The 20,001-nt window shown below is 71.0% G+C and carries 16 protein-coding genes and 2 pseudogenes; 5 read left to right on the top strand and 13 right to left on the bottom strand.

All coding sequences use genetic code 11. The annotated features are described in order from the left end of the window. Positions 1–9: 9 nt before the first annotated feature. The 4 genes from OM076_RS12080 to OM076_RS12065 form a co-directional block, all read right to left on the bottom strand. Complete coding sequence (locus tag OM076_RS12080; protein ID WP_270040164.1) at positions 10–1,851, bottom strand: hypothetical protein; 1,842 nt, start codon at positions 1,849–1,851, stop codon at positions 10–12. 73 nt (positions 1,852–1,924) lie between these two features. Beyond that, entirely contained in the window at positions 1,925–2,662 is a 738-nt protein-coding gene (locus OM076_RS12075; RefSeq protein ID WP_270040163.1) for an enoyl-CoA hydratase/isomerase family protein, read from the bottom strand. Then, positions 2,655–3,782: a CaiB/BaiF CoA transferase family protein gene (locus OM076_RS12070; RefSeq protein ID WP_270040162.1), complete on the bottom strand. Its 1,128-nt coding sequence runs from the start codon at positions 3,780–3,782 to the stop codon at positions 2,655–2,657. The genes OM076_RS12075 and OM076_RS12070 overlap by 8 nt, the downstream gene beginning before the upstream one ends. Next, the gene (locus tag OM076_RS12065) at positions 3,779–4,915 is read right to left on the bottom strand and encodes a pyridoxal-phosphate-dependent aminotransferase family protein (protein WP_372518027.1); all 1,137 of its coding nucleotides are present in this window, start codon (positions 4,913–4,915) and stop codon (positions 3,779–3,781) included. The genes OM076_RS12070 and OM076_RS12065 overlap by 4 nt, the downstream gene beginning before the upstream one ends. 36 nt (positions 4,916–4,951) lie before the next feature. Between OM076_RS12065 and OM076_RS12060 the strand changes: the two genes are divergently transcribed. Both OM076_RS12060 and OM076_RS12050 read left to right on the top strand, forming a co-directional pair. Beyond that, on the top strand, positions 4,952–7,759 hold the full coding sequence (locus tag OM076_RS12060; RefSeq protein ID WP_270040160.1) for an FAD-binding and (Fe-S)-binding domain-containing protein: 2,808 nt from the start codon (positions 4,952–4,954) through the stop codon (positions 7,757–7,759). A 13-nt stretch (positions 7,760–7,772) separates the two neighbouring features. Then, positions 7,773–8,846, top strand: a pseudogene (locus OM076_RS12050) (SLC13 family permease). Here OM076_RS12050 and OM076_RS12045 read toward each other — a convergent pair. Continuing rightward, positions 8,806–9,765, bottom strand: a complete 960-nt coding sequence (locus OM076_RS12045) for an AraC family transcriptional regulator (RefSeq protein ID WP_270040156.1) — start codon at positions 9,763–9,765, stop codon at positions 8,806–8,808. The pseudogene OM076_RS12050 and the gene OM076_RS12045 overlap by 41 nt on opposite strands. Before the next feature lie 70 nt (positions 9,766–9,835). On the opposite strand from OM076_RS12045, the gene OM076_RS12040 reads away from it, so the two are divergent. Then, positions 9,836–10,615 carry a Rossmann-fold NAD(P)-binding domain-containing protein gene (locus tag OM076_RS12040; protein WP_270040154.1) on the top strand — a complete coding sequence of 260 codons (780 nt, stop codon included), beginning with the start codon at positions 9,836–9,838 and terminating at the stop codon, positions 10,613–10,615. On the opposite strand, the gene OM076_RS12035 is transcribed toward OM076_RS12040, so the two are convergent. Further along, the gene (locus tag OM076_RS12035; protein ID WP_270040152.1) at positions 10,543–11,349 is read right to left on the bottom strand and encodes a family 1 encapsulin nanocompartment shell protein; all 807 of its coding nucleotides are present in this window, start codon (positions 11,347–11,349) and stop codon (positions 10,543–10,545) included. The genes OM076_RS12040 and OM076_RS12035 overlap by 73 nt on opposite strands. A gap of 77 nt (positions 11,350–11,426) precedes the next feature. Next, a pseudogene (locus OM076_RS12030) lies at positions 11,427–11,729 on the bottom strand (ferritin family protein); the annotation flags it as partial. A gap of 33 nt (positions 11,730–11,762) precedes the next feature. Here OM076_RS12030 and OM076_RS12025 point away from each other — a divergent pair. Beyond that, positions 11,763–12,491 (top strand): sugar phosphate isomerase/epimerase family protein, encoded by a 729-nt coding sequence (locus tag OM076_RS12025; protein ID WP_270040148.1) that lies wholly within the window; start codon positions 11,763–11,765, stop codon positions 12,489–12,491. Continuing rightward, a complete protein-coding gene (locus tag OM076_RS12020; RefSeq protein ID WP_270040146.1) occupies positions 12,488–13,498 on the top strand; it encodes a Gfo/Idh/MocA family protein in 1,011 nt (336 codons plus the stop codon). Before OM076_RS12025 ends, OM076_RS12020 begins: the two co-directional genes overlap by 4 nt. On the opposite strand, the gene OM076_RS12015 is transcribed toward OM076_RS12020, so the two are convergent. From OM076_RS12015 to OM076_RS11990, 6 genes are read right to left on the bottom strand one after another with little or no spacing between them, the layout of a single operon-like run. After that, positions 13,484–14,155 (bottom strand): GntR family transcriptional regulator, encoded by a 672-nt coding sequence (locus OM076_RS12015; RefSeq protein ID WP_270040144.1) that lies wholly within the window; start codon positions 14,153–14,155, stop codon positions 13,484–13,486. The two genes, OM076_RS12020 and OM076_RS12015, sit on opposite strands and share 15 nt — an antisense overlap. Positions 14,156–14,167: 12 nt before the next feature. After that, positions 14,168–15,679 carry an APC family permease gene (locus tag OM076_RS12010; protein WP_270040143.1) on the bottom strand — a complete coding sequence of 504 codons (1,512 nt, stop codon included), beginning with the start codon at positions 15,677–15,679 and terminating at the stop codon, positions 14,168–14,170. Between the two features lie 20 nt (positions 15,680–15,699). Then, positions 15,700–17,139: an aldehyde dehydrogenase gene (locus tag OM076_RS12005; RefSeq protein ID WP_270040141.1), complete on the bottom strand. Its 1,440-nt coding sequence runs from the start codon at positions 17,137–17,139 to the stop codon at positions 15,700–15,702. Further along, positions 17,136–17,930: an acetoacetate decarboxylase family protein gene (locus OM076_RS12000; RefSeq protein ID WP_270040140.1), complete on the bottom strand. Its 795-nt coding sequence runs from the start codon at positions 17,928–17,930 to the stop codon at positions 17,136–17,138. Before OM076_RS12000 ends, OM076_RS12005 begins: the two co-directional genes overlap by 4 nt. Next, entirely contained in the window at positions 17,927–18,793 is an 867-nt protein-coding gene (locus OM076_RS11995; protein WP_270040138.1) for a VOC family protein, read from the bottom strand. The genes OM076_RS12000 and OM076_RS11995 overlap by 4 nt, the downstream gene beginning before the upstream one ends. After that, positions 18,790–20,001, bottom strand: a complete 1,212-nt coding sequence (locus OM076_RS11990) for a cytochrome P450 (RefSeq protein WP_270040137.1) — start codon at positions 19,999–20,001, stop codon at positions 18,790–18,792. Before OM076_RS11990 ends, OM076_RS11995 begins: the two co-directional genes overlap by 4 nt.

The raw sequence follows: 20,001 nt of genomic DNA, 5'->3' as shown, positions 1-20,001 counted from the left end.
CGCGGCGCGTCAGCAGCGATGCCAGCGGGCGTGCTCCGCCCCGAGCTCGAAGACGCCGAAGCTGTCGACGTAGACCGGGTTCCCGCGGTCGATCGCGAAGCTGCTCCACGGGAAGCCGTTGATCGGCTCGAGGTACTCGCAAGCGTTGCCTCCGACGGCCGTGATCGGGACGCGGTTGAGCGTCGCGCGGTCCGTGTCGGGGCTCTCGTCCCAGTAGACATAGCGACCATCGATGGTGCCCCCGGCGAGCAGGCAGCAGTCGAGGTTGCCGCTGACCACCGTGACCGGCTTGCCGGGGAGGCGCGCGTAGCGCAGCCGCCAGCCGCTGCCGCCGTAGAGCGTCTCGTGCCAGGTGATGCGGTCGCCGCGGAGGTCACCGAGTGCGTCCGCGTACCGGCTCACCCTTCTTGGGCGGTCGGTGCCGCGGCGCAGCCACAGCCCGATCGCGTCGTGCGGGCAGCCGTGCTTCGGCTCCCGGACGAGCACGTACGCGACCGCTGCGCGCCAGCGCGCGAGATCGCGGAGGCGGCAGCCGGCGGGGACCGGCACGAGGACGGGCCGCCCCCGCGCCCCGGAGAGCGTCGTCTCCACGGCGGTGCAACGCCGCCGGCCGCAGCGGACGCGGGTCAGCACGGGCGCGCCGCGCTTGGACTGGCCGATCCGCGGGCGCGGGTCCTTGCGTGCGGCCGGATCGGGGAGCGCGCCGCCGGACCGCGCCAGGCCGTAGCGGTTCTGGCCGAGCCGCCGGGACCAGACGATCGTCCCGTCGCGGGCGGCGACGCTCACCGCCCGCAGGTCCGCCGCGATCAGGCGCGCGCCGGGGGTCGGGATGAACGTCACGCCGCCGAAGGCATCGGCCACCGCGAAGTCGCGGTAGCGATCGCCCGCGAAGCTGCCGACCTCGACCGCCACTGGCTGGGCGATCGCGCGCACGGTCCGCGCGGGCTCGAAGGTTCCGCTCGATCGCACGTGCAGCCGCAGTAGCGCACCGGTGCCCCGCGCGGCCACGAAGACGTCGATGCCGGAGAACCGCTCCGGCGGATAGAGGTACGTCAGAGCGACGGGCTGGCTCGCCGCGCCGCCCGGCAGCGCGACGAACTTCGCCAGGCCCGGCAGGCCCTCGGTCCCGCGGAGCACGGCGACCGTCCCGTCGAGCGAGTCCGCCACCACGATGTCGTCGATCCCGTCGGTGTTGACGTCGACGTCTCCCAGCAGCGCGGTCGGGCCGGCACCGACGGCGAACGTCTTCCCGACGGCGAAGCCGCCTTTGAGGTCGCCGAGCAGGACGCTCACGGTGCCCGAGCCGAAGTTCGCCACCACGAGATCGAGTCCGCCGACGTGGTCGTGGTCGCCCGCGGCCAGCGCCCGCGGCTGCGAGCCGACCGCGATCCGGCGCTCCGGGAGATACGCCGGAATCGGCCCGGCCAGGACGATCGAGACGTCGTCGGAGCCCTCGTTGGTCACGGCGATGTCGGGGAACTCGTCGCCGTTGAAGTCGGCCACGTAGAGCGCGCTCGGTCGCCTGCCGACCGGCACCGTGGCCTGTTGCGTGAAGCCCTGCTCCTCGTCGCCGCCGAACACGAGCACGGCCTCGGACGCGCGGTCGAGGACGAACGTGCGGTCGCCGTAGGTCGTCGCCACGACCGGGTCGGCACCGGGCAGACTCAGCGTGTGGGTGAGCGTCGCACCGCCCTCGATCCGTGGTGTGAGCGTCGAGAGCCCGCCCGGGTGGGTCGCCCACAAGGTGTCGAGCCCCTGGCCGGTCGCGAGGTCGCCGACAGTGATCGACGTCGCCGGCGCCGGCAGCGCGACGACGAGTCCGACGAGCGTGGCGACGGCGTGATGCCACATGGCAACCTCGCCGCGATCCTCTCACCGTCCCGACGGCGAAGCAACCTAAACCCCACCTAAGGGGTCTGGCCCCTTAGGTGCGCTTTAGGAAGCGGGCCACGTTGGTGCGGAAGTCCGGGCTGCCGTAGGCCTCGAGGACGAGGTCGTCGCCCGAAGGGACGTGGCGGGCGCGGCGGAGGGCCTCCTTGGTGACCCACAGGGTCGTGGGCGAGTGGGACGCGAGGGTCTCGCACAGCGCGCTGACATGAGCCTCCGGGTCGTCGGTCACGGCGGACGCGAAGCCGATCGCGGCCGCCTCGTCGGGGCCGATCGCGCGGGCGAGGAACATGACCTCCTTCAGCCGGGGCGCGCCGATGGCCTGGGCGAGGCGGGCGTAGTTGCCCATCGAGAGGCAGTTGCCGACGGTGCGAGCGATCGGCATGCCGAACTTGGCGTTCGGCGTGATCACCCGCAGGTCGCAGGCGGCGGAGATCGCGAGGCCGGACCCCATGGCGAAGCCGTCGACGAGCGCGATCGTCGGCTTGCGCACGGCCTCGAGGCGGTCCAGGACGGCGTCGATCCGCGCCTCGTAGATCAGCCCGTCCTGGGCGGACTTGAACTCGGCGAACTGGCGGATGTCGGTGCCGGCGACGAACGCGCGACTGCCCGCGCCGCGCAGGACCATGACCTTGAGCTCGTCGTCGGCGTCGACGGCCTCGCAGTGCTCGACGAGCCGGTCGTACATCGCGAACGTCATCGCGTTGTGGGCTTCGGGGCGGTCGAACGTGACCCAGGCGACGGCGCCGCGGCGCTCCAACGTGACGTCAGCCACCGTCGAGCTCCGCGAGGATCTCGTCGGTGTGCTGGCCGAGCAGCGGGGCGGGGCGGCGAATCGTTCCGGGCGTGGCGCTGAGCTTGATCGGGATGCCGAGCCCGCGGACGGTGCCGGCTTCTGGGTGCTCCATCTCCACCACCATCTCACGTGCGCGGGTCTGGGGGTCGTCGACCACTTGCGCGTAGTCGAGGATCGGCCCGGCCGGAACACCCGCCTCGAGCAGCGCCTTCACCCACTCCGCGGTGTCGCGCACCACCATCGCGGCCTCGAGCTCGGCGACGAGCTCCGGCCGGTGCGCCATCCGGTCGGGGTTGGTGACGAAGCGCGGGTCCTCGGGCAGATCCGGCCGCCCGATGACCGCGCACAGCCGCCGCCACAACTTCTGGTTGTTGCCGCCGACGGTGACATGGCCGTCGCGGGTGCGCAGCGCCTGGTAGGGCGCGGTGAGCCGGTGGGCTGAGCCGAGCGGCTGCGGTGCCACTCCGGTCTGCCACAGCTCCGCGGTCTCCCAGATCCCGAGGGCGAGCGCGCCCTCCCACAGCGACGTGTCGATCCGCTGCCCCTCCCCCGTGCGCTCACGGGCGTGCAACGCGGAGAGGATGCCGACGGCGCAGAACAGCCCCGCGCTCAGATCGCTGACCGGCACACCCGCCTTGACCGGGTTGCCGCCCGGCTCGCCGGTGACGCTCATCACCCCCGCCGCGCCCTGCGCGATCAGGTCGAACCCCGGCCGCTGCGCGTACGGGCCGGTCTGCCCGAAGCCGGAGATCGAGGCGTAGATCAGCCGCGGGTTGCGCGCGCGCAGGGTGTCGTAGTCGGCGCTCAACCGCGCCGCGACACCCGGCCGGAAGTTCTCCGTCAGCACGTCGGCGGTCTCGACCAGGCGATGGAAGACCGCCACGTCGCCGGGTTGCTTGAGATCGAGCGTGATCGAGCGCTTGTTGCGGTTGACCGCGCGGAAGGCGTGTTGCCCCATGCCGACGCGGGTCTGGTCGCCGGTCCCGGGCGGCTCGACCTTGATCACGTCGGCGCCCATGTCGCCCAGGACCTGCCCGCAGAACGGGCCCGCCATCACCTGGCAGAGCTCGATCACCCGCAGGCCGTCAAGCGCACTCACGCGGCGAGGAGCTCCAGCGCGGCGCCGACGCCATCGCCCACATCGTGGCCGGCGAGCTTGAGCCCCATCTGCACCCCGGACAGCGTGCCGGCGAGCATGAGATCGTTGAAGTCGCCCAAGTGCCCGATCCGGAACACCTCGTCGGCCAATCGACCCAGCCCCGCACCGAGTGACATGTCGAAGCGCTCGAGGATCACCCGCCGCACCTCGTCCGAGCCGCCGCACACCACCGCCGTGAGCGAGTTCGACAGCTCCCGCTCGTCCAGCGCGAGCACCTCCAGCCCCCACCCGGCGACCGCGGCGCGGGTGGCGGCGGCGTGACGCGCGTGGCGGGCGAAGACGTGCTCCAGCCCTTCCTCACGGAGGAGGATCTGCAGCGCCTCGCGCAGCCCGTACAGCAGGTTGGTGGCGGACGTGTACGGCCAGTAGCCGTTCGCGTTGGCGGCGATGATCGGCGCCCAGTCCCAATAGGAGCGCGGCATCCGCGCGGCCTTCGCGGCCTCGAGCGCTTTCTCGGACACGGCGTTGAAACTCAGGCCCGCCGGCAGCATCAGGCCCTTCTGCGAGCCGGCCACCGTGACGTCCACGCCCCACTCGTCGTGGCGGTAGTCGATGCTCGCCAGCGAGGAGATGGTGTCGACCAGCAGCAGCGCGTCGTGATCGCCCAGCGCGGCGCGCACGTCGGCGATCCGGCTGGTCACGCCCGTCGACGTCTCGTTGTGCACGACCATCACCGCGCGCACGTCGTCGTCGAGCGCGTCGGCGATCCGCTCCGGGTCGGCGCCGTGGCGCCAATCGCCCTCGAGCCACACCACCTCGAGGCCGAGCCGAGCCGCCATCGCTCGCCAGAGCGTCGCGAAATGCCCCGTCTCACACGCGATGACCTTGTCGCCGGGAGAGAGCGTATTGACCAGCGCGGCCTCCCACGCGCCGGTGCCCGACGCCGGGTAGACGACAATTTGTCCGTCGGTACGACAAACTGTTCGCAGGCCTTCGAGCACCTCAAGGCCCAGTTCCGCGAAGTCCGGTCCGCGGTGATCGATGGTGGGCGCGTCGATGGCCCGCAGCACCCGGTCGGGCACGTTCGTGGGGCCGGGAATCTGCAGCAAATGACGGCCGGGTCGATACACCAACGTTTCCCACACTAGCGAGAGGGCATTGTCGTGATCATGGAGGAGCTTGCGACCGCCCTGGAGCGGGAGCTGGCGGGGGACGTGCGCGCCGATGCGTACACGCGCCACCTGTACGCCGCCGACGCGAGCATGTTCGCGCTGGAGCCGCTGGCGGTCGCCTTCCCCCGCGACGCGGACGATGTCGCGCGAGCGGTGCGGGTCGCCGCGCGGCTCGGCGTACCGATCGTCCCCCGCGGGGGCGGAACGAGCCTCGCCGGGCAGACGGCGGGCGGGCGCGGCCTCGTGCTGGACCTCTCACGACATCTGAACGCGATCGAGGCGATCGATCCCGAGGCGCGTACCGTGCGCGTGCAGCCGGGGGTCGTGCAGGAGCAGCTCAACCAGGCGGTGAAGCGGTACGGGCTCGTATTCGGGCCCGACACGTCGACCTCCAACCGCGCGACGCTCGGCGGCATGATCGGCAACAACTCCTCGGGCAGCGAGTCGATCGTCTACGGCACGACCGTCGACCACGTACTCGAGCTCGAGGTCGTGCTGGCCGACGGCACGCAGGCGACGTTCTCGGCGGCGGCTGAGCCGGCGAGCGCGCCGGAGCGGCGCATCCACGTCGGCGTCCAGCGGCTGCTGCGCGAGCATGCGCGAGCGATCGCCGAGGACTACCCACGCCACTGGCGCCAGTCGGGCGGGTACCGCCTGGACCGCCTCGATCCGTTCGATCTCTCCAAGCTGATCGTCGGGTCCGAGGGGACGCTCGCGATCGTCACGGCCGCCACGCTGCGGCTGGTCGAGCTGCCGAAGGCGAAGATGTTCGCGGTCGGGCACTTCGACTCGCTGCTCGGCGCGGTCGATGCCACCCACGACGCGCTCGAACTACAGCCGCACGCGGTCGAGATGATCGACCGGACGATCCTCGGGCTCTCGCGCGCGAAGGTCGAGTTCCGCGCGCTGGCCGACCGCCTGGACGGCGACCCCGAGGCGCTGCTGTTCGTGTCCTTCGCCGGTGACACCGAGGACGAGGTGCGTTCCAAGCTCGATCAGCTCGAGGCGGCCTGGAAACGCAACGGCCACGGCTACTTCTTCCTGCGCGCGGAGACCGCGGCCGAGCAGGACGCGCTGACCAAGGTCCGCAAGGCGGGCCTGGGCCTGTTGATGGCCGCGAGCGAGGGCCGCACCCGCCCCGCCGCCTTCGTCGAGGACACCGCCGTCCCACCCGAGCACCTCCACGAGTACGTCGAGCGCTTCCAGGCGATCTTCGACGCCCGCGGGCTCAAGGCCGGCTTCTACGGGCACTGCTCGGTCGGCTGCCTGCACATCCGCCCGTTCCTCGACCTCAGCCGGCCCGACCAGGTCGAGACGATGCTCGAAGTGGCATCGGAGGTCGTCGACCTCGTCGCGGAGTTCGACGGCGTGAACTCGTCCGAGCACGGCGACGGCCGCATCCGCTCGCCGTTCAGCCCGCGGATCTTCGGCGACGAGCTCTATGGGGCGATGCGCTCGGTCAAGCGGCTCTTCGATCCCGACGGGGTGTTCAACCCGGGGGTGATGGTCGACGCGGAGACGCTGCCGATTCACATCCGCGACGCCGAGTACCCGCGGCCGGAGCCGCTCGTCACCCACTTCGACTTCCCCGAGGGATCGATGCACGCAGCGGCTGACCGCTGCCAGCGGATCGGCGCGTGCCGCAAGACCGGCAGCGGTGTGATGTGCCCGTCCTACATGGCGACGCGCGAGGAGGAGCACGCCACACGCGGGCGGGCGAACGCGCTCGTGAAGGCCTTGAGCGAGCCCGATCCCGCAGCGGCACTGGGCGATGAGCGGCTCTTCGAGATCCTCGACCTCTGCCTCGAGTGCAAGGCGTGCAAGAGCGAGTGCCCGCTGTCGGTTGACATGGCGACGCTGAAGTCGGAGTTCCTGTCACACCACAACGCGATCCACGGGACGCCGCTGCGCTCGCGGCTGTTCGGCGCGATCCGGACGTTGAACAAGGTGGGCGCGGCGACCGCGCCGCTGTCGAACGCGCCGATCCCGCGCCGGTTGATGGAGCGGGTCACGGGCATCGATCGCCGGCGGCCGTTGCCGCGCTTCGAGCGCGAGACGCTGATCAAGTGGGCGGGCTCGCGGCCGGCCGCAGCGGCCCCTTCTCGCGGCCCGGTGACGTTCCTCGCCGACTCCTTCACGACCTTCACCGAGCCCGGCGTCGGCCGCTCCGCCATCGAGCTTCTGGATGCCGCGGGCTACGGCGTGCGGCTGGAGAGCGGCGGGTGCTGCGGGCGGGCGTCGATCTCGAAGGGGTTGCTCGATGACGCGAAAGCCAAGGCGGAGGCGCTGAGCGACCGCCTCGCCAGCGCCGCCGGGGTGATCACCGGCGTCGAGCCCTCGTGCCTGCTGACGCTGCGCGAGGAGCACGTGCAGCTGATCGGCGACCGTGGCATCGCGGAGCGGACCAAGCTCGTCGAAGAGCTGCTCGTGGAGGCGATCGACGACGGTGCGCTGAAGCTGCGGGACCTCGGCCCGCGGCGGATCCTGTTCCACGGCCATTGCCACCAGAAGGCGCTAGCCGGCACCGCGTCCACGGTCGCCCTTCTGGAGCGGCTCCCAGGCGCGACCGTCGTCGAGCTCGACGCCGGGTGCTGTGGCATGGCCGGCTCCTTCGGCTTCGAGGCCGAGCACTACGAACTGTCCATGCGCATCGGCGGGATGCGCTTGTTCCCGGCGGTCAGGCAGGAGCCCGCGGCGACGTTGATCGCCGCCACGGGCGTCTCGTGCCGCCAGCAGATCGCGCACGGGACGGGTCGCCCCGCGCGCCACCCGGTGCAACTCGTCAGAGAGGCACTCATCGAGTAAGGGAGAGACTCGGATGAACCAGGAAGTCACATCGATCCTCGTGCTGGTGGCGATCTTCGCCATCGGCACGCTCCGGCCGATCAACATGGGGCTGCTCGGCATCACCGCGGCGTTCGTCGTGGGCAGCGCCGTGGGGGTGTCGGAGGACGACATCTTCGCCGGCTTCCCGGGTGATCTGTTCATCATCCTGGTCGGTGTCACCTATCTGTTCGCGATCGCGAACAGATAGGTACCGTGGACTGGCTCGTGCACGCCGCGGTACGGGCCGTCGGCGGGCGGGTGGCGGCTTCTCACCGAGTTCTTCTCCTCGCTGATCTTCAACACGATCCTGAGCGTGGTCGTGTTCTTCCTGTTCGGCGGGCGCGAGCTGCTGCAGCGCCGCGTCGATCCCGAGCCCGAGGCGACGCGGCGCTTCAAGCGCGAGACGACCGCCTCCGGGCAGCCGGTGATCGGCGGCTTCGCGGTGGCGATGAGCGCCGAGGCGCCGCCGCTGGACCGCGACCGGATCCTCACGCTCGCGGGTATCGGCGCGCTGGTCCTGATCGCGCTGACGCTCGACTGGGACGTCGGCTTCGTCGCCGTGTCGATCGCGGTGGTGTTGTCGCTGCTGATGCCCGATGCCACCACGGGCGCCGCCGACAAGGTCGCCTGGCCGACCGTGCTGCTGATCTGTGGCATCGTCACCTACGTCGCCCTGCTGCAGGAGATGGGCACGATCGACTGGCTCGGCACCGAGGTCGCGGGCATCGGGACCCCGCTGCTGGCCGCGCTGGTGATCTGCTTCATCGGCGGCGCGGTCTCTGCGTTCGCCTCCACCACCGGCATCCTCGGCGCACTGATCCCGCTGGCCGTGCCGTTCCTGGCGCAGGGCCAGATCGGCGCCGTGGGCGTGATCATCGCCCTCTCGATCTCCTCCTCGGTCGTGGACTCGAGCCCGTTCTCCACCTCCGGCGCGCTCGTGGTGGCCAACTCCCCTGACGACCGCCGCGACTTCGTCTACAAGCGGTTGCTGCAGTGGGGCATGAGCATGATCATCATCGCGCCGGTCACGGCGTGGGCGATCTTCGTCCTTCCCGGCTGGCTCTAAAGCGGCCCGGGGGCTCGCCGTAGTGGCGGCGGAAGGCAGTGGCGAACGCGAACTCGTTCGTGTAGCCGACCTCCGCCGCCGCCGCTTTGACCGTTGCGCCGCGCTCGCGCAGCGCCTGGGCGGCGAGCGCCATCCGCCAGCCCGTCAGATAGGCCAGCGGCGGCTCCCCGACGACGTCGGTGAAGCGCTTGGCGAACGCGGCGCGTGACAGACCGGCGCGCGCTGCCAGCTCGGCGACCGTCCAGCGATGGCGCGGATCGGCGTGGATCGCCCGCACCGCCGGCCCCGCCCCGGGGTCGTCAAGCGCCGCGTACCAGCCGGGCACGTGCGCGCCGGGCTGGGTGAAGTACGCCCGCAACCCGAGGACGAGCAGCAGGTCGAGCGCGCGGTCGAGCACCGTCTGCTCCCCCGGACCCGGCTGCGCGAGCTCATCCGCCACGAGCGCGGTGAGCCGGTCCAGCCCGGCGTCCCGCACCACGATCAGCGGCGGCAGTCCCTCCAGCAGCGCGTCGGACAGCAACCCGTCGAGCGTGTACGCCCCGCACAGCAACCCGGCCTTGCATACGACATGCATACTGGGGTCTGACCCCGGTATACGCGTTGTATGCAAGTGGGATACCGGGGTCTGACCCCGGTGTACTTGCGGTGTACGACTGGCATCCAAGGGGGTGGCACGGGCGCCCGGGGTGGGTACGGCGCGGTAGGGGGTGCCTTCGGGGAGGAGGACGACGTCGCCGGCGGAAACGGGTGCGGCGGGCGCGTCGTCGCGTTCGAAGTAGGCGTCGCCGCTCAGGATCGTGTGGACGGCGAGGAGACGGCGGCCGCTGAACTCGATGCCGTGGTCGGGGGCGATCGCGGTGCGGGCGAAGACCGCGCCCGAAGCGCGGGCGCGGGACAGGAGGTCGGCGAGGACGTCCATGGACGATCACAAAGGTATCGCGGCCTTTCGCCCATTGTTCGTCTTGCGCAACGTGGCGAAGCTGTCAGGCATGAGCACGTTTCTCGTCATCGGCGGCACCGGCAAGACCGGTCGCCGCGTGGTTGAACGCCTCAACGGCCACGACGCCCGGATCGCGACCCGCGCGACCGGCTTCGACTGGGCCGAACCCGAGTACGACCTCACCGGGATCGACGGTGTCTTCCTCACCGTCCCCGGGCAGGACCCGCGCAACGCGGAGCGGGTCGCCGCGCTACTGAACCGCTTCGAGGGGCGCGCGGTGCTGCTCTCCGCCCGCGCGGTGGAGTTCCACCCCGATGGGGCGCTCGCCGCCGTCGAACGAGCCGCGCGCGGGCACACGATCCTGCGGCCGAGCTGGTTCGTGCAGAACTTCACCGAGGGGTTCCTGCAGCCCGACGACGACGGCGTCGTCACCGCCCCCACGGGCGAGGGGCGCGAGCCGTTCGTCGACCTCGACGACGTCGCGGACGTCGCCGTCGCGGCGCTCACGCAACCCGGCCACGAGGGCGTGACGTACGAGCTCTCCGGCCCGACCGCCATCACGTTCGCCGAAGCGGCCCAGCGCGTGGGCGGGACGTTCGTCCCCGCCGACCCCGCGACCTACGCGGCGAGCCTCGACCTCCCCGCCGAGTACGTCGCCTGGCGGATGGCGATGTTCGACGCGATCCGCGAGGGGCGCGACGCGCGGGTCAGCCGAGGCGTCGACGACGCGCTCGGCCGGCCCCCGCGTGCCTTCTCTCAGCCGGCGGGCTTGAGGAAGCAGGCCGCTTCCGGCGTCGCGACACGGAAGCTGAAGCTCTCTTCGAGGTAGAGCTGGACCGTGTCGGCGTCGTGGGACGAGTAGCCGATCGAGAGGTCCTGGCCCGACTCGAACAGGAAGTCGCCGCCGCGCAGTGATACGACGACGGCGCCCTGCACGCCCGGCGCCCACACGATCGGCCCGCCCGAGAGGATCTTCTTGAGGTGGTCGAAGAGCGGGTAGCCGCCATGTTCGGTGCTCTGGATCACGCCGGTGTACTGGTCGGGTCCGAGGGCGAGTGCGTACGGACCGCTCACACCGGCGCGCAGCAACGTCTCGACCGCCTCGGCGGTGTGGCGCGTGTAGGCGTTGAAGTCCTCGCTCAGTGCCACCGCCGGATGCGTGCACGCCTCGGCGATGCCGCGGATGCCCGCGTCGAGCCAGCCGTGGAAGACGGCGACGTTCTCGGCGTGGGAAATCTGACGCGCGGCCGCGTCGAGCTCGCCGAGATCGATGTCACCGGCGCCGCGCTCGAGGTCGTCCAGCTCGGACCGGCTGACCGCGAACGGCGCCCGCAACTCGACCACCGGCAACACCCGCCGGCGCGCCGCGCCGACGCCCTCGAACGCGTCCAGCGAAGCGATCCGCCCCAGGTTGGTGGCGCTGTAGTCCCACCCGTGCGGCCCGCCGAAGTCGACGACCTTGCGCGCGGCGAGGCCAGGCGAAAGCCGCTCCTTGGCCTCTTCGTCGAGCTCGTTCCACCCGGCCTCGGTGATCGGGGCCTTCTCACGCAGCAGATGGTTCACAGTCCCGCCCCCTTCAGGCTTCCGATTCCGAGCGAACCCGGCTGTCCTCCGCCGCCGGAGCCGCCGAGACCGGCGCCCTCCTCGGCTTCCTCGCCCGCTTGGACGATGTCATCGTCAGTGAACAGGATCCCCTCCGCGACCGACCGCCAGACCGGCGTCCGGCGCAGCAGGAACTCGAGGTCCATCGCGAAGTGCTTGAACTCCTCGGTCTGCGCGTTGCGCATGACCGCAAGCGCCTCCGGATCCTGCTCGACGGCGATCCGCTGCTCGTACCAGCCGATCGCTTCGGCTTCCTCGGTCAGCGACGCGCACAGCCTGGCGAATGTCCGCGTCCGCGCCGGCAACTCGTCCGGCGGCTCGTGGTACTGGTCGAACCCCATGCGCAAACAGTACGTCGCGCTAGCCTCCGGGCAATGAGCGGTCTAGGGTTGGCCGTGCAGCTGTACACGCTGCGCGAGCGGCTGGCGGAGGATCTCGAGGGAACGCTCGAAGCGCTGGCACAGGCGGGAGCGCGCGAGGTCGAGCTGGCCGGACTGTACGAACGCGACGCGGCAAGCATGCGTCGGATGCTTGACGACGCGGGCCTGTCGGCCTGCTCGATGCACCAGCGGCTCGAGCGTTTCGAGGACGAGTTCGATCAAGTGCTCGACGAGGCGAACACGCTCGGCGTCGAGACGATCATCCTGCCGTGGGTGCCCACGCCCGAAAGCGATTCCGCTGCTGATGAGCTGGTGGCGCGGATCGTCGCGGCGGGCGAGAAGACCCGCGCCGCGGGCTGGCCGTTCGGCTACCACAACCACGCGTTCGAGTTCGGCGAGGTGGACCTGTGGAGCCGGCTGGTCGCAACGGAGCTCGACCTCGAGCTCGACGTCGGGTGGGTGCGCATCGCCGGCCACGACCCGGTGACCATGCTGAGACAGCTGACAGGGAGGATCCTGCTCGTGCACGCCAAGGACGTCAAGCAGACCGACGACGGCTGGCTGGACGTCGTCGCCGGCGACGGCGAGCTCGACTTCGCGGCGATCGCCCGCGCCGCGGAGGCGGCCGGAGCGAGCCGGTTGATCGTCGAGCTCGACACGCCCTCCGACGACCCCGTCGAGGACTCGCGCCGCTCCCTCGCGACCCTGCAGGCGGTCGTATGAGCGACCTCGGCGTCGGGCTGGTCGGCTGCGGCAAGATCAGCGGGATCTACCTCGACAACGCGCCGCGCCTGGACGGCGTGCGGATCGTCGCCTGCACGGACGTCGACGCCGAGCGGGCGCGCGAGACCGCGCACGAGCGGGCGATCGACGCGTGCACGATGGACGAGCTGCTCGCCCACCGCGACGTGCAGGTCGTGCTCTGCCTCACGCCGCCGGACTTCCACGCTGACGTGGCGCTGGCGGCGATCGGTGCCGGCAAGCACATCTACACCGAGAAGCCGCTGGCGACGAGCGTCGACGACGCGCGCTGGGTGCTGCAGTCCGCGGCGGCCGCCGGCGTGCTCGTCGGCTCCGCGCCGGACACGTTCCTCGGCGCCGGGATCCAGACGATCAAGGCGGCGATCGACGACGGCCGCATCGGCGCACCCGCCGTGGCCCAGATCCGGCTGCTCGCCCGCCCGCCGGAGACGTGGCACCCGTCCCCCGCGTTCTTGTACGCCGAGCTGTCGGGCCCGCTGATGGACCTCGGCCCGTACGCCGTCGCCACCGCGATCGAGCTGTTCGGCGACGTGGAGGCCGTGACCGGCCTCGGCACCCGCCCGCGCACGTCGGGCGTGACGCTCGACGGCACGGAGTTCCCGATCGTCGAACCCACCCGCGTCGCCGGCGTCCTCGCCCACGAGAGCGGCGTGCTCACGACGATCACGACCACCGACGACGCCAACGCTCCCGCCCGCTACGGCGTCGAGGTGCATGGCCTCGACGGCACGCTGCTCGGCGGTGACCCGAACACCTTCGACGGCCCGGTCGTCCTCGCCCGCCGCGGCGAGCTCGATCAGACGCTCCCGCTGGTCAGCGAGTGGAACGAGAACTCCCGCGGCCTCGGCCTCCAGGACCTCTGCCGCGCGGCACGTGACGGCACGCCGCAGCGCGCGAGCGGGGAGCTCGGGCTGCAGGTCCTCGAAACGCTGCTGGATATCCGCGACTGCGCGCTAAGCGGCGTCTGACAGCGCGCGGCCGTCGGCGTCCACGCGCCCCGCGAGCACGTCCTGCGCGTGCGTGATGTGCTCGCGGGTGAGCCGCTCGGCGGTGGCACCGTCGCCGGCCTCGATCGCGTCGAGGATGTGCTCGTGCTCGAGCGCGTCCTTGGCGAACTGCTCGGGCGTCATCTGCTGCGCGTAGACGTGCAGGCCGAGGCGGCCCGCCCACAGCGCCTCGGAGAAGTCGACGAGGAACGGGTTGCCCGAGGCGACCGCGAGCTCGAGGTGGAACGCGCGCGAGGCCGCGTACGCCGCTTTCGGACCGCGCCGGGCGGGCGTGAGCGTCTTGCGCAGCTTCGCCAGCTCGGCGGCGTCGCGCCGTGCGGCTGCCAGCCGGGCGGCGAGCGGCTCGATGCCCAGGCGCGCCTCGTAGGCCGCGGCCATGTCGCCTGAGCGGACCGCCGCCACGCGGGCGCCGCGGTTAGCGAGCAGCTCGACCAGGCCCTCGGCGGCGAGCCGCGCGATCGCCTCGCGCACCGGCGTGCGCGAGACGCCCAGCTCCGCCGAGATGCCCTCCTGGTGCAGGCGCGACTCGGGCTCCAACTCACCCGCGAGGATCTGCTCGCGCAGGATCGCGTAAACGCGGTCAGGGACCGAGGTGATGTCTACGCGACCCTTCGCCATCGGCTCCCGATCCTACTCGCGGCCCTCCCCGATCCGGGCATAGATCTCCGGCTTGTTGCGCTTGAGGAACGTACCCACCACGAGCCCCAGGACGGCGCCGACCAGCAGGATCAGCGGCAGGATGATCGTCATCTTGTCGGTCGGCGCGTTGGTGGCCGACGTGATCAGCACGTTGAAGTTGAGCACGCCCAGCACGAGGATCACGAGCAGCAGGACGCCCGCGATCGCCGGTGCGATCTTCGAGGACCAGGCGCTCAGCCCCGCCTCGGGCCGCGTGCGGAAGTAGCCGACGACCGCGAACGACGTCGCCGCCATCAGCGCGAGCACACCGAGGGCGCCGAGGTTGGTCAGCCAGGTGAAGAGCTTGAGCACCGGGTCGGCACCCGCGATCGCGAACACGAGGACGATCGCCAGCGCGAGCACGGTCTGCGTGATCGAGGCGATCCACGGCGAGCCGGTCTTCGGGTTCACGCGCCCGAACGCGGACGGGAGCACGCCCTCGCGCCCCAGAGCGAACGCGTAGCGCGCGACGGCGTTGTGGAAGGAGAGCAGCGCCGCGAACAGCGACGTGGCGAACAGGAGCGAGGCGGCGTCGCCCCAGAACGCGCCGAGCCGGTCCTGGCCCGTGATGAACAGCACCGTGGTCGGGTCCGGCCCGCCATTGGTCGCGAAGCCGGCGGCGACGAGCTTGTCCGGGTTGATCATCGTGTCGGGGCCCGCGGCGACGCCGAGCAGCCAGCTCGAGAGCGCGTAGAAGACCGCGATCAGCCCCACCGCGATGAACGTGGCGCGGGCGACGGTGCGCTTCGGATCGCGGCACTCCTCGCTGTAGATCGCGGCGGATTCGAAGCCGACGAACGAGGCGACGCAGAACGTCAGCGTCGCGCCCACCGCGGTGCCGAAGGCGACGGAGGGATCGAACGCGACGGTGGTCATCCCCTGCGGGCCGGGATCGGCGACGATCGCGAAGTCGAACAGTGCGACCACGATCACTTCGAGGATCAGCAGCACGGCGAGCACGCGCGCGTTGAGGTCGATCTGCAGCACGCCGAGCCCGCCGATGACGGCGCCGGCGATCAAACACCACCACCACCAGTCGAGCGTGATCCCGACCTTGTCGGCCATGAACGCGCCCATCGCGACGCCGAACAGGCCGTAGATGCCGATCTGCATCGCGTTGTAGGCGAGCAGCGCGACGAACGCGGCGCTGACGCCCTGGACCTTGCCGAGACCACGCGCGACGTAGGCGTAGAAGGCGCCCGCGTTGGCGACGTGGCGGCTCATCGCGGCATAGCCGACCGCGAACAGGCCGAGGATGATCCCGAGCGGGATGAACATGAACGCGACGCCGCGGTTCCCCGTGACCAGGTAGGTCGCGGCCTGGCCGCCGGCGACGGCGGTCAGCGGCGCGGACGCGGCGACGATGAAGAACACGAGGTCGGGAACACCCAGCGCGCGGCGGTGGAGCTTCGCCGATTCGGATCCCCGAGGCGCCGCGGCGGGCGCGGTCTCAGCAACGGACATGGACTCTCTCCTCCTGGGAACTACTGAACGGTGCCTTCGAGGATCTGCAACGCCTTCAACTCCGAGTAGAAGTCGAGCGCGTAGTTGCCGCCTTCGCGGCCGATCCCGGAGATGCCGACGCCGCCGAAAGGCGCCGTGAGGTCGCGCACGAGGAACGTGTTGACCCACACGGTCCCGGCGCGCAGTTGCCGGCCGACGCGGTCCGCGCGGCCGAGCGATGACGTGTAGACGATGCCCGACAACCCGTACTCGGTCGAGTTGGCGAGCGCGACCGCCTCTTCCTCGGTCGCAAAGCCCTGCAGGGTCAGCACAGGCCCGAAGATCTCGCGCTGGACGACCTCTGCGTCATTCGAGCGCGGCTCGATCAGCGTCGGTTCGTAGTGGAGCCCGCCGGCACGCGTGCCGCCGCGGACGATGGTGTCACCCGCCTCCCGGGCGCGCTCGACGAACCCGGACACGCGTGCGAGATGGTCGGGATGGATCAGCGGCGAGAGCGTCGTGGCGTCCTCCCGCGGGTCGCCGAGGACGTGCTCGTCGACGTACGCGTGGAAGCGCTGCAAGAACGCGTCGCGGACGCTGTCCTGGACGAGCAGACGGGTGCCGGCGAGGCAGACCTGGCCGGAGTCGTCGTACTGCCCCGCGGCCTTCCTGGCCGCGGCGTCGAGATCCGCGTCCTCGAAGACGATCAGCGGGCCCTTGCCCCCGAGCTCGGCCGTGAACGGGACGAGGTTCGCACCCGCCGCGACCGCGATGTGGCGTCCGGTCTCGGGCGAGCCGGTGAAGGACACGCGGCGCAGCAGCGGGTGTGACACCAGCGCCGCGCCGACCTCCTCGCCGATGCCCTGGATGATGTTGAAGACGCCGGGCGGGAAGCCGGCCTCGGCGATCAGGTCGGCGAGCAGCGAGCAGCTCAACGGCGACCACTCGGCGGGCTTGAGCACCATCGTGCAACCCGCCGCCAGCGCCGGCGCGGTCTTCCAGGTCGAGAGCATGAACGGCGCGTTCCACGGCGTGATCACCGCAGCGGGGCCGGCGGGCATGCGCTGGACGCGGTTCCACGTGCCGTTCGAGCGCCAGTCGCGCTCCTCGTAGGCGACCGCGAGGTCCGCGTAGGCGCGGTAGTTGCGGGCGCCGCGGGAGATGACACGGGCGCGCAGCGACCGCAGGAGCATCGCCATGTCCAGGCACTCGACCTCGGCCAGGCGCTCGACGTTTGCATCGATCAGGTCGGCGAGCTTGTGCAGGTAGGGCGCGCGGCCTTGCGGACCGAGAGCGGCCCAGGCGGGGAAGGCGGCGTGGGCGGCGCGCACCGCGGCGTCGGCCTCAGCCGCGCCCCCGCGCGAGATCTCCGCGATGACAGTGCCGTCGATCGGCGAGATGTCCTCGAAGTGCTCCTTCGACGCGACCCGCTCACCGCCGATGAAGTGGTCGGGTGAGACGGCGAGGGCGAGGGCGCTCATGTCAGCTCCTTCACGGTCTCGAGGTCGTCGACGGTGTAGGCGAACGTGAAGCGGTAGCCGCGGCCGACCTCGACCGGCGCCAGGAGGTGATGCTCCTCACCGCGCGCCTCGTGGATGTTCAGCGTCGCTTCGCCCTCGTAGACGGTCGACGCGATCCGGTCGCGCGAGACCGCCCGCACCAGCTCGTGCACCTGCGGCTCGTCGTGGCGGCCGGCGGCCAGCCGCGGGAAGTGGCGGACGTTGACGATCGGCGGCGCGTTGTGCTTGGGGCCGTCCTCGCTGACACCGTCGATCGTGAGGGTCATGTCGGCGATCTCGCGGCCGCGAGCAGAACACGTCGCGCCATGGCGAGCGCCGGCGCGCAGCCCCGGATCGGCAGGGCCTCCGAGGCCGTAGGTGCGGGTCATCCAGACCTCCCCCAGCTTCTTCGGGAAGCCCTGGATCCACCCGCGCACGAGCGCGAAGTCCTGGTCGACCCAGATGAACGGGCAGGTCGTGACCTCCTCCTCGCCGAGCATCGCGTTGGCGACGATGAAGAACTCCTTGTAGTGCGAACGCACCGGGTCCAGCAGCTCGTCACCGGTCTCGCTGCACGACTGCCAGTCGGCGAAGACGGCGGCGCAGCGGCCGGTGTCCTCGTGCGGCTCGAGTCCCTCGGGCAGGATGGAACGGACCGCGTCCGGATCGGCCCAGTAGTCGACGACGAGGAAGTCACCGACGTAGTGCCACGGCGGTGACGGAACGAGGCTCGAGAGACCCGTCTCCGTCCGCGGGATCGAGTAGCCCTTCACGCGATCATCTCCAGGCTCTCGCGCTCAGCGGCGACGGCTTCGGGATCGAAGCGGAAGTACGAGCGGGGCGGCAGCGGGCCCCAGGTGTTGGACGAGTAGCGGTTGTCCGGGTAGACGCGCGGTTCGTGCTCGGCCTCGAGCTGCTCCATGTCGCAGTAGAGCTCGACGAAGCACTCCTCCTCGACGATCCGCACGTAGGACGCGATGTTGCCGCCGATGCCATGCCGCGTCGGGCCCCAGGCGAGCCAGCGGCCGTGACGGCCGAGGTGGTCGAGCGTGTCGCGCATCTGGCCGATGTCGACGACGTCGAACGCGAGGTGATGGAAGTGCGAATAGCCCTTGTCCACCAGCGCCATCACGTGATGGTCACCGTTGATGTGGAACCAGACGCCGCCGTCGCCGAGGTGGTCGGTGACCGCCATGCCCAGCTCGCGTGTGTAGAACGCGGTCTGCTCGGCGATCGCGCCGGTGAGGAAGTTGACGTGGCCGAGCTTTCGCGGCGCGCCCAGGACGCGGTCGCCCGCCGGCCGGACGTGCGACGTCATCGCCGTCTGACCGCGGTTGGGCAGGATGAGGATCCGGTTGCCCTCGGGGTCGGTCACGCGCAGGCCCCCGTCGACTTCCTCGCAGTCGCTGAGGTGGGCACGCGCAGCGTCGAGCGTGCAGGAGCGGCGCAGCTCGTAGGCGACGTGCTCGACGCCCGGCTCGCCTTCCACGAGCTCGAGGCAGAACGGCTCGTCGTCGCAGCTCAAGCGTCCGGGCTCGCGCTCGACCAGGCCGAACTGCGCGCACCAGCGTCGCGAGGCCTCAGTGACATCGGGCGTGCGCAGCGCGACGTGATCGATCCGGCGCAGCGCGATCATCGCGTGACCCGCACCGGCAGGCGCTTGATGCCGTTGAAGAAGTTCGAGCGCAGCCGCTCGGGCTCACCCGCCAGCTCGATCGACGACACCCGCTTGAGCAGCTCCTCGAACGCGATCTTGATCTCCAGCCGCGCGAGGTGCGCGCCCATGCAGTGGTGGATGCCACCCGGGCCGAACGCCATGTGCTTGTTCGGCGTGCGGCCGACGTCGAACGTGTCCGGGTCCTCGAAGACGGTCTCGTCGCGGTTGCCCGACACGAACCACGTCGTGACCTTCGCGCCCGCGGGCAGCTCCACACCCGCCAGCTCGGTCGCGCACGTCGTCGTGCGGCGGAAGTGGTGCACGGGCGTCGCCCAGCGCAGCATCTCCTCGGCCGCGGGCTTGTAGAGCGACGGGTCCTCGCGCAGGCGCTGCAGCTGGTCGGGGTGCTCGAGCAGCGCGAGCAGGCCGTGCGTGATCGTGTGCCGCGTCGTCTCGTTGCCGGCGGTGGCCAGCAGCACGAAGTAGACGTCGAACTCGCGCTGCGTGAGCGGCTCGAACGCGAGCTGGGTGATGATGTCGTTGCCCGGCGCCTTGCGCCGCGCGGCGGCCATCTTCCGGCCGAACTCGAACATCTCGATCGCGGCGGGCGAGGAGAACGGCAGCAGCCGGTGGCTGTCATCGGTCGGCTGCGCGTACTCCGGGTCCTGGTTGCCCAGCAGCCGGTCGCCGAGCTCGATGATGTAGCGCCGGTCCTGGAGCGGCACGCCGAGGATCTCGGCGAACACCTGCATCGGGATCTCGGAGCTGATGTCACGGACGAAGTCGAACTCCTCCTGCTCCAGAGCCGTGTCGAGCACGCGGTCGGTGACCGTGCGCACGGCCTCCTCCCACACCTGCACGGCACGCGGCGTGAAGCGGCGGGCGATCAGCCCGCGCAGCTCGTCGTGGCGCGGCGGGTCCATGTCGATCATGGACTTGCGCGCCTCGATCTGGTCGGGCTCGAGGTCCTCCAGCGACGTGCCGCCGAGCTCGGAGCTGTAGATCTCCGTGTGGCGATGGACCTCGCGGATGTCGTGGTAGCGGGTGACGGCGTAGAAGCCGGTCCCGTCGGCCTCCTCGTTGAAGTGGACCGGGTCCTCGTGCCGGAGCGTCTTGAACCACTCGTACGGCACGCGGTCCTTGAAGGCGTCGTGATCGGCCAGGTCGATCTGTTGCAGCGTGGTCAT

It is taken from the genome of Solirubrobacter ginsenosidimutans, assembly GCF_027587205.1.
The sequence above is the reverse complement of the archived record's forward strand: the minus strand, read 5'-3'. Positions and strand labels throughout refer to the sequence as shown.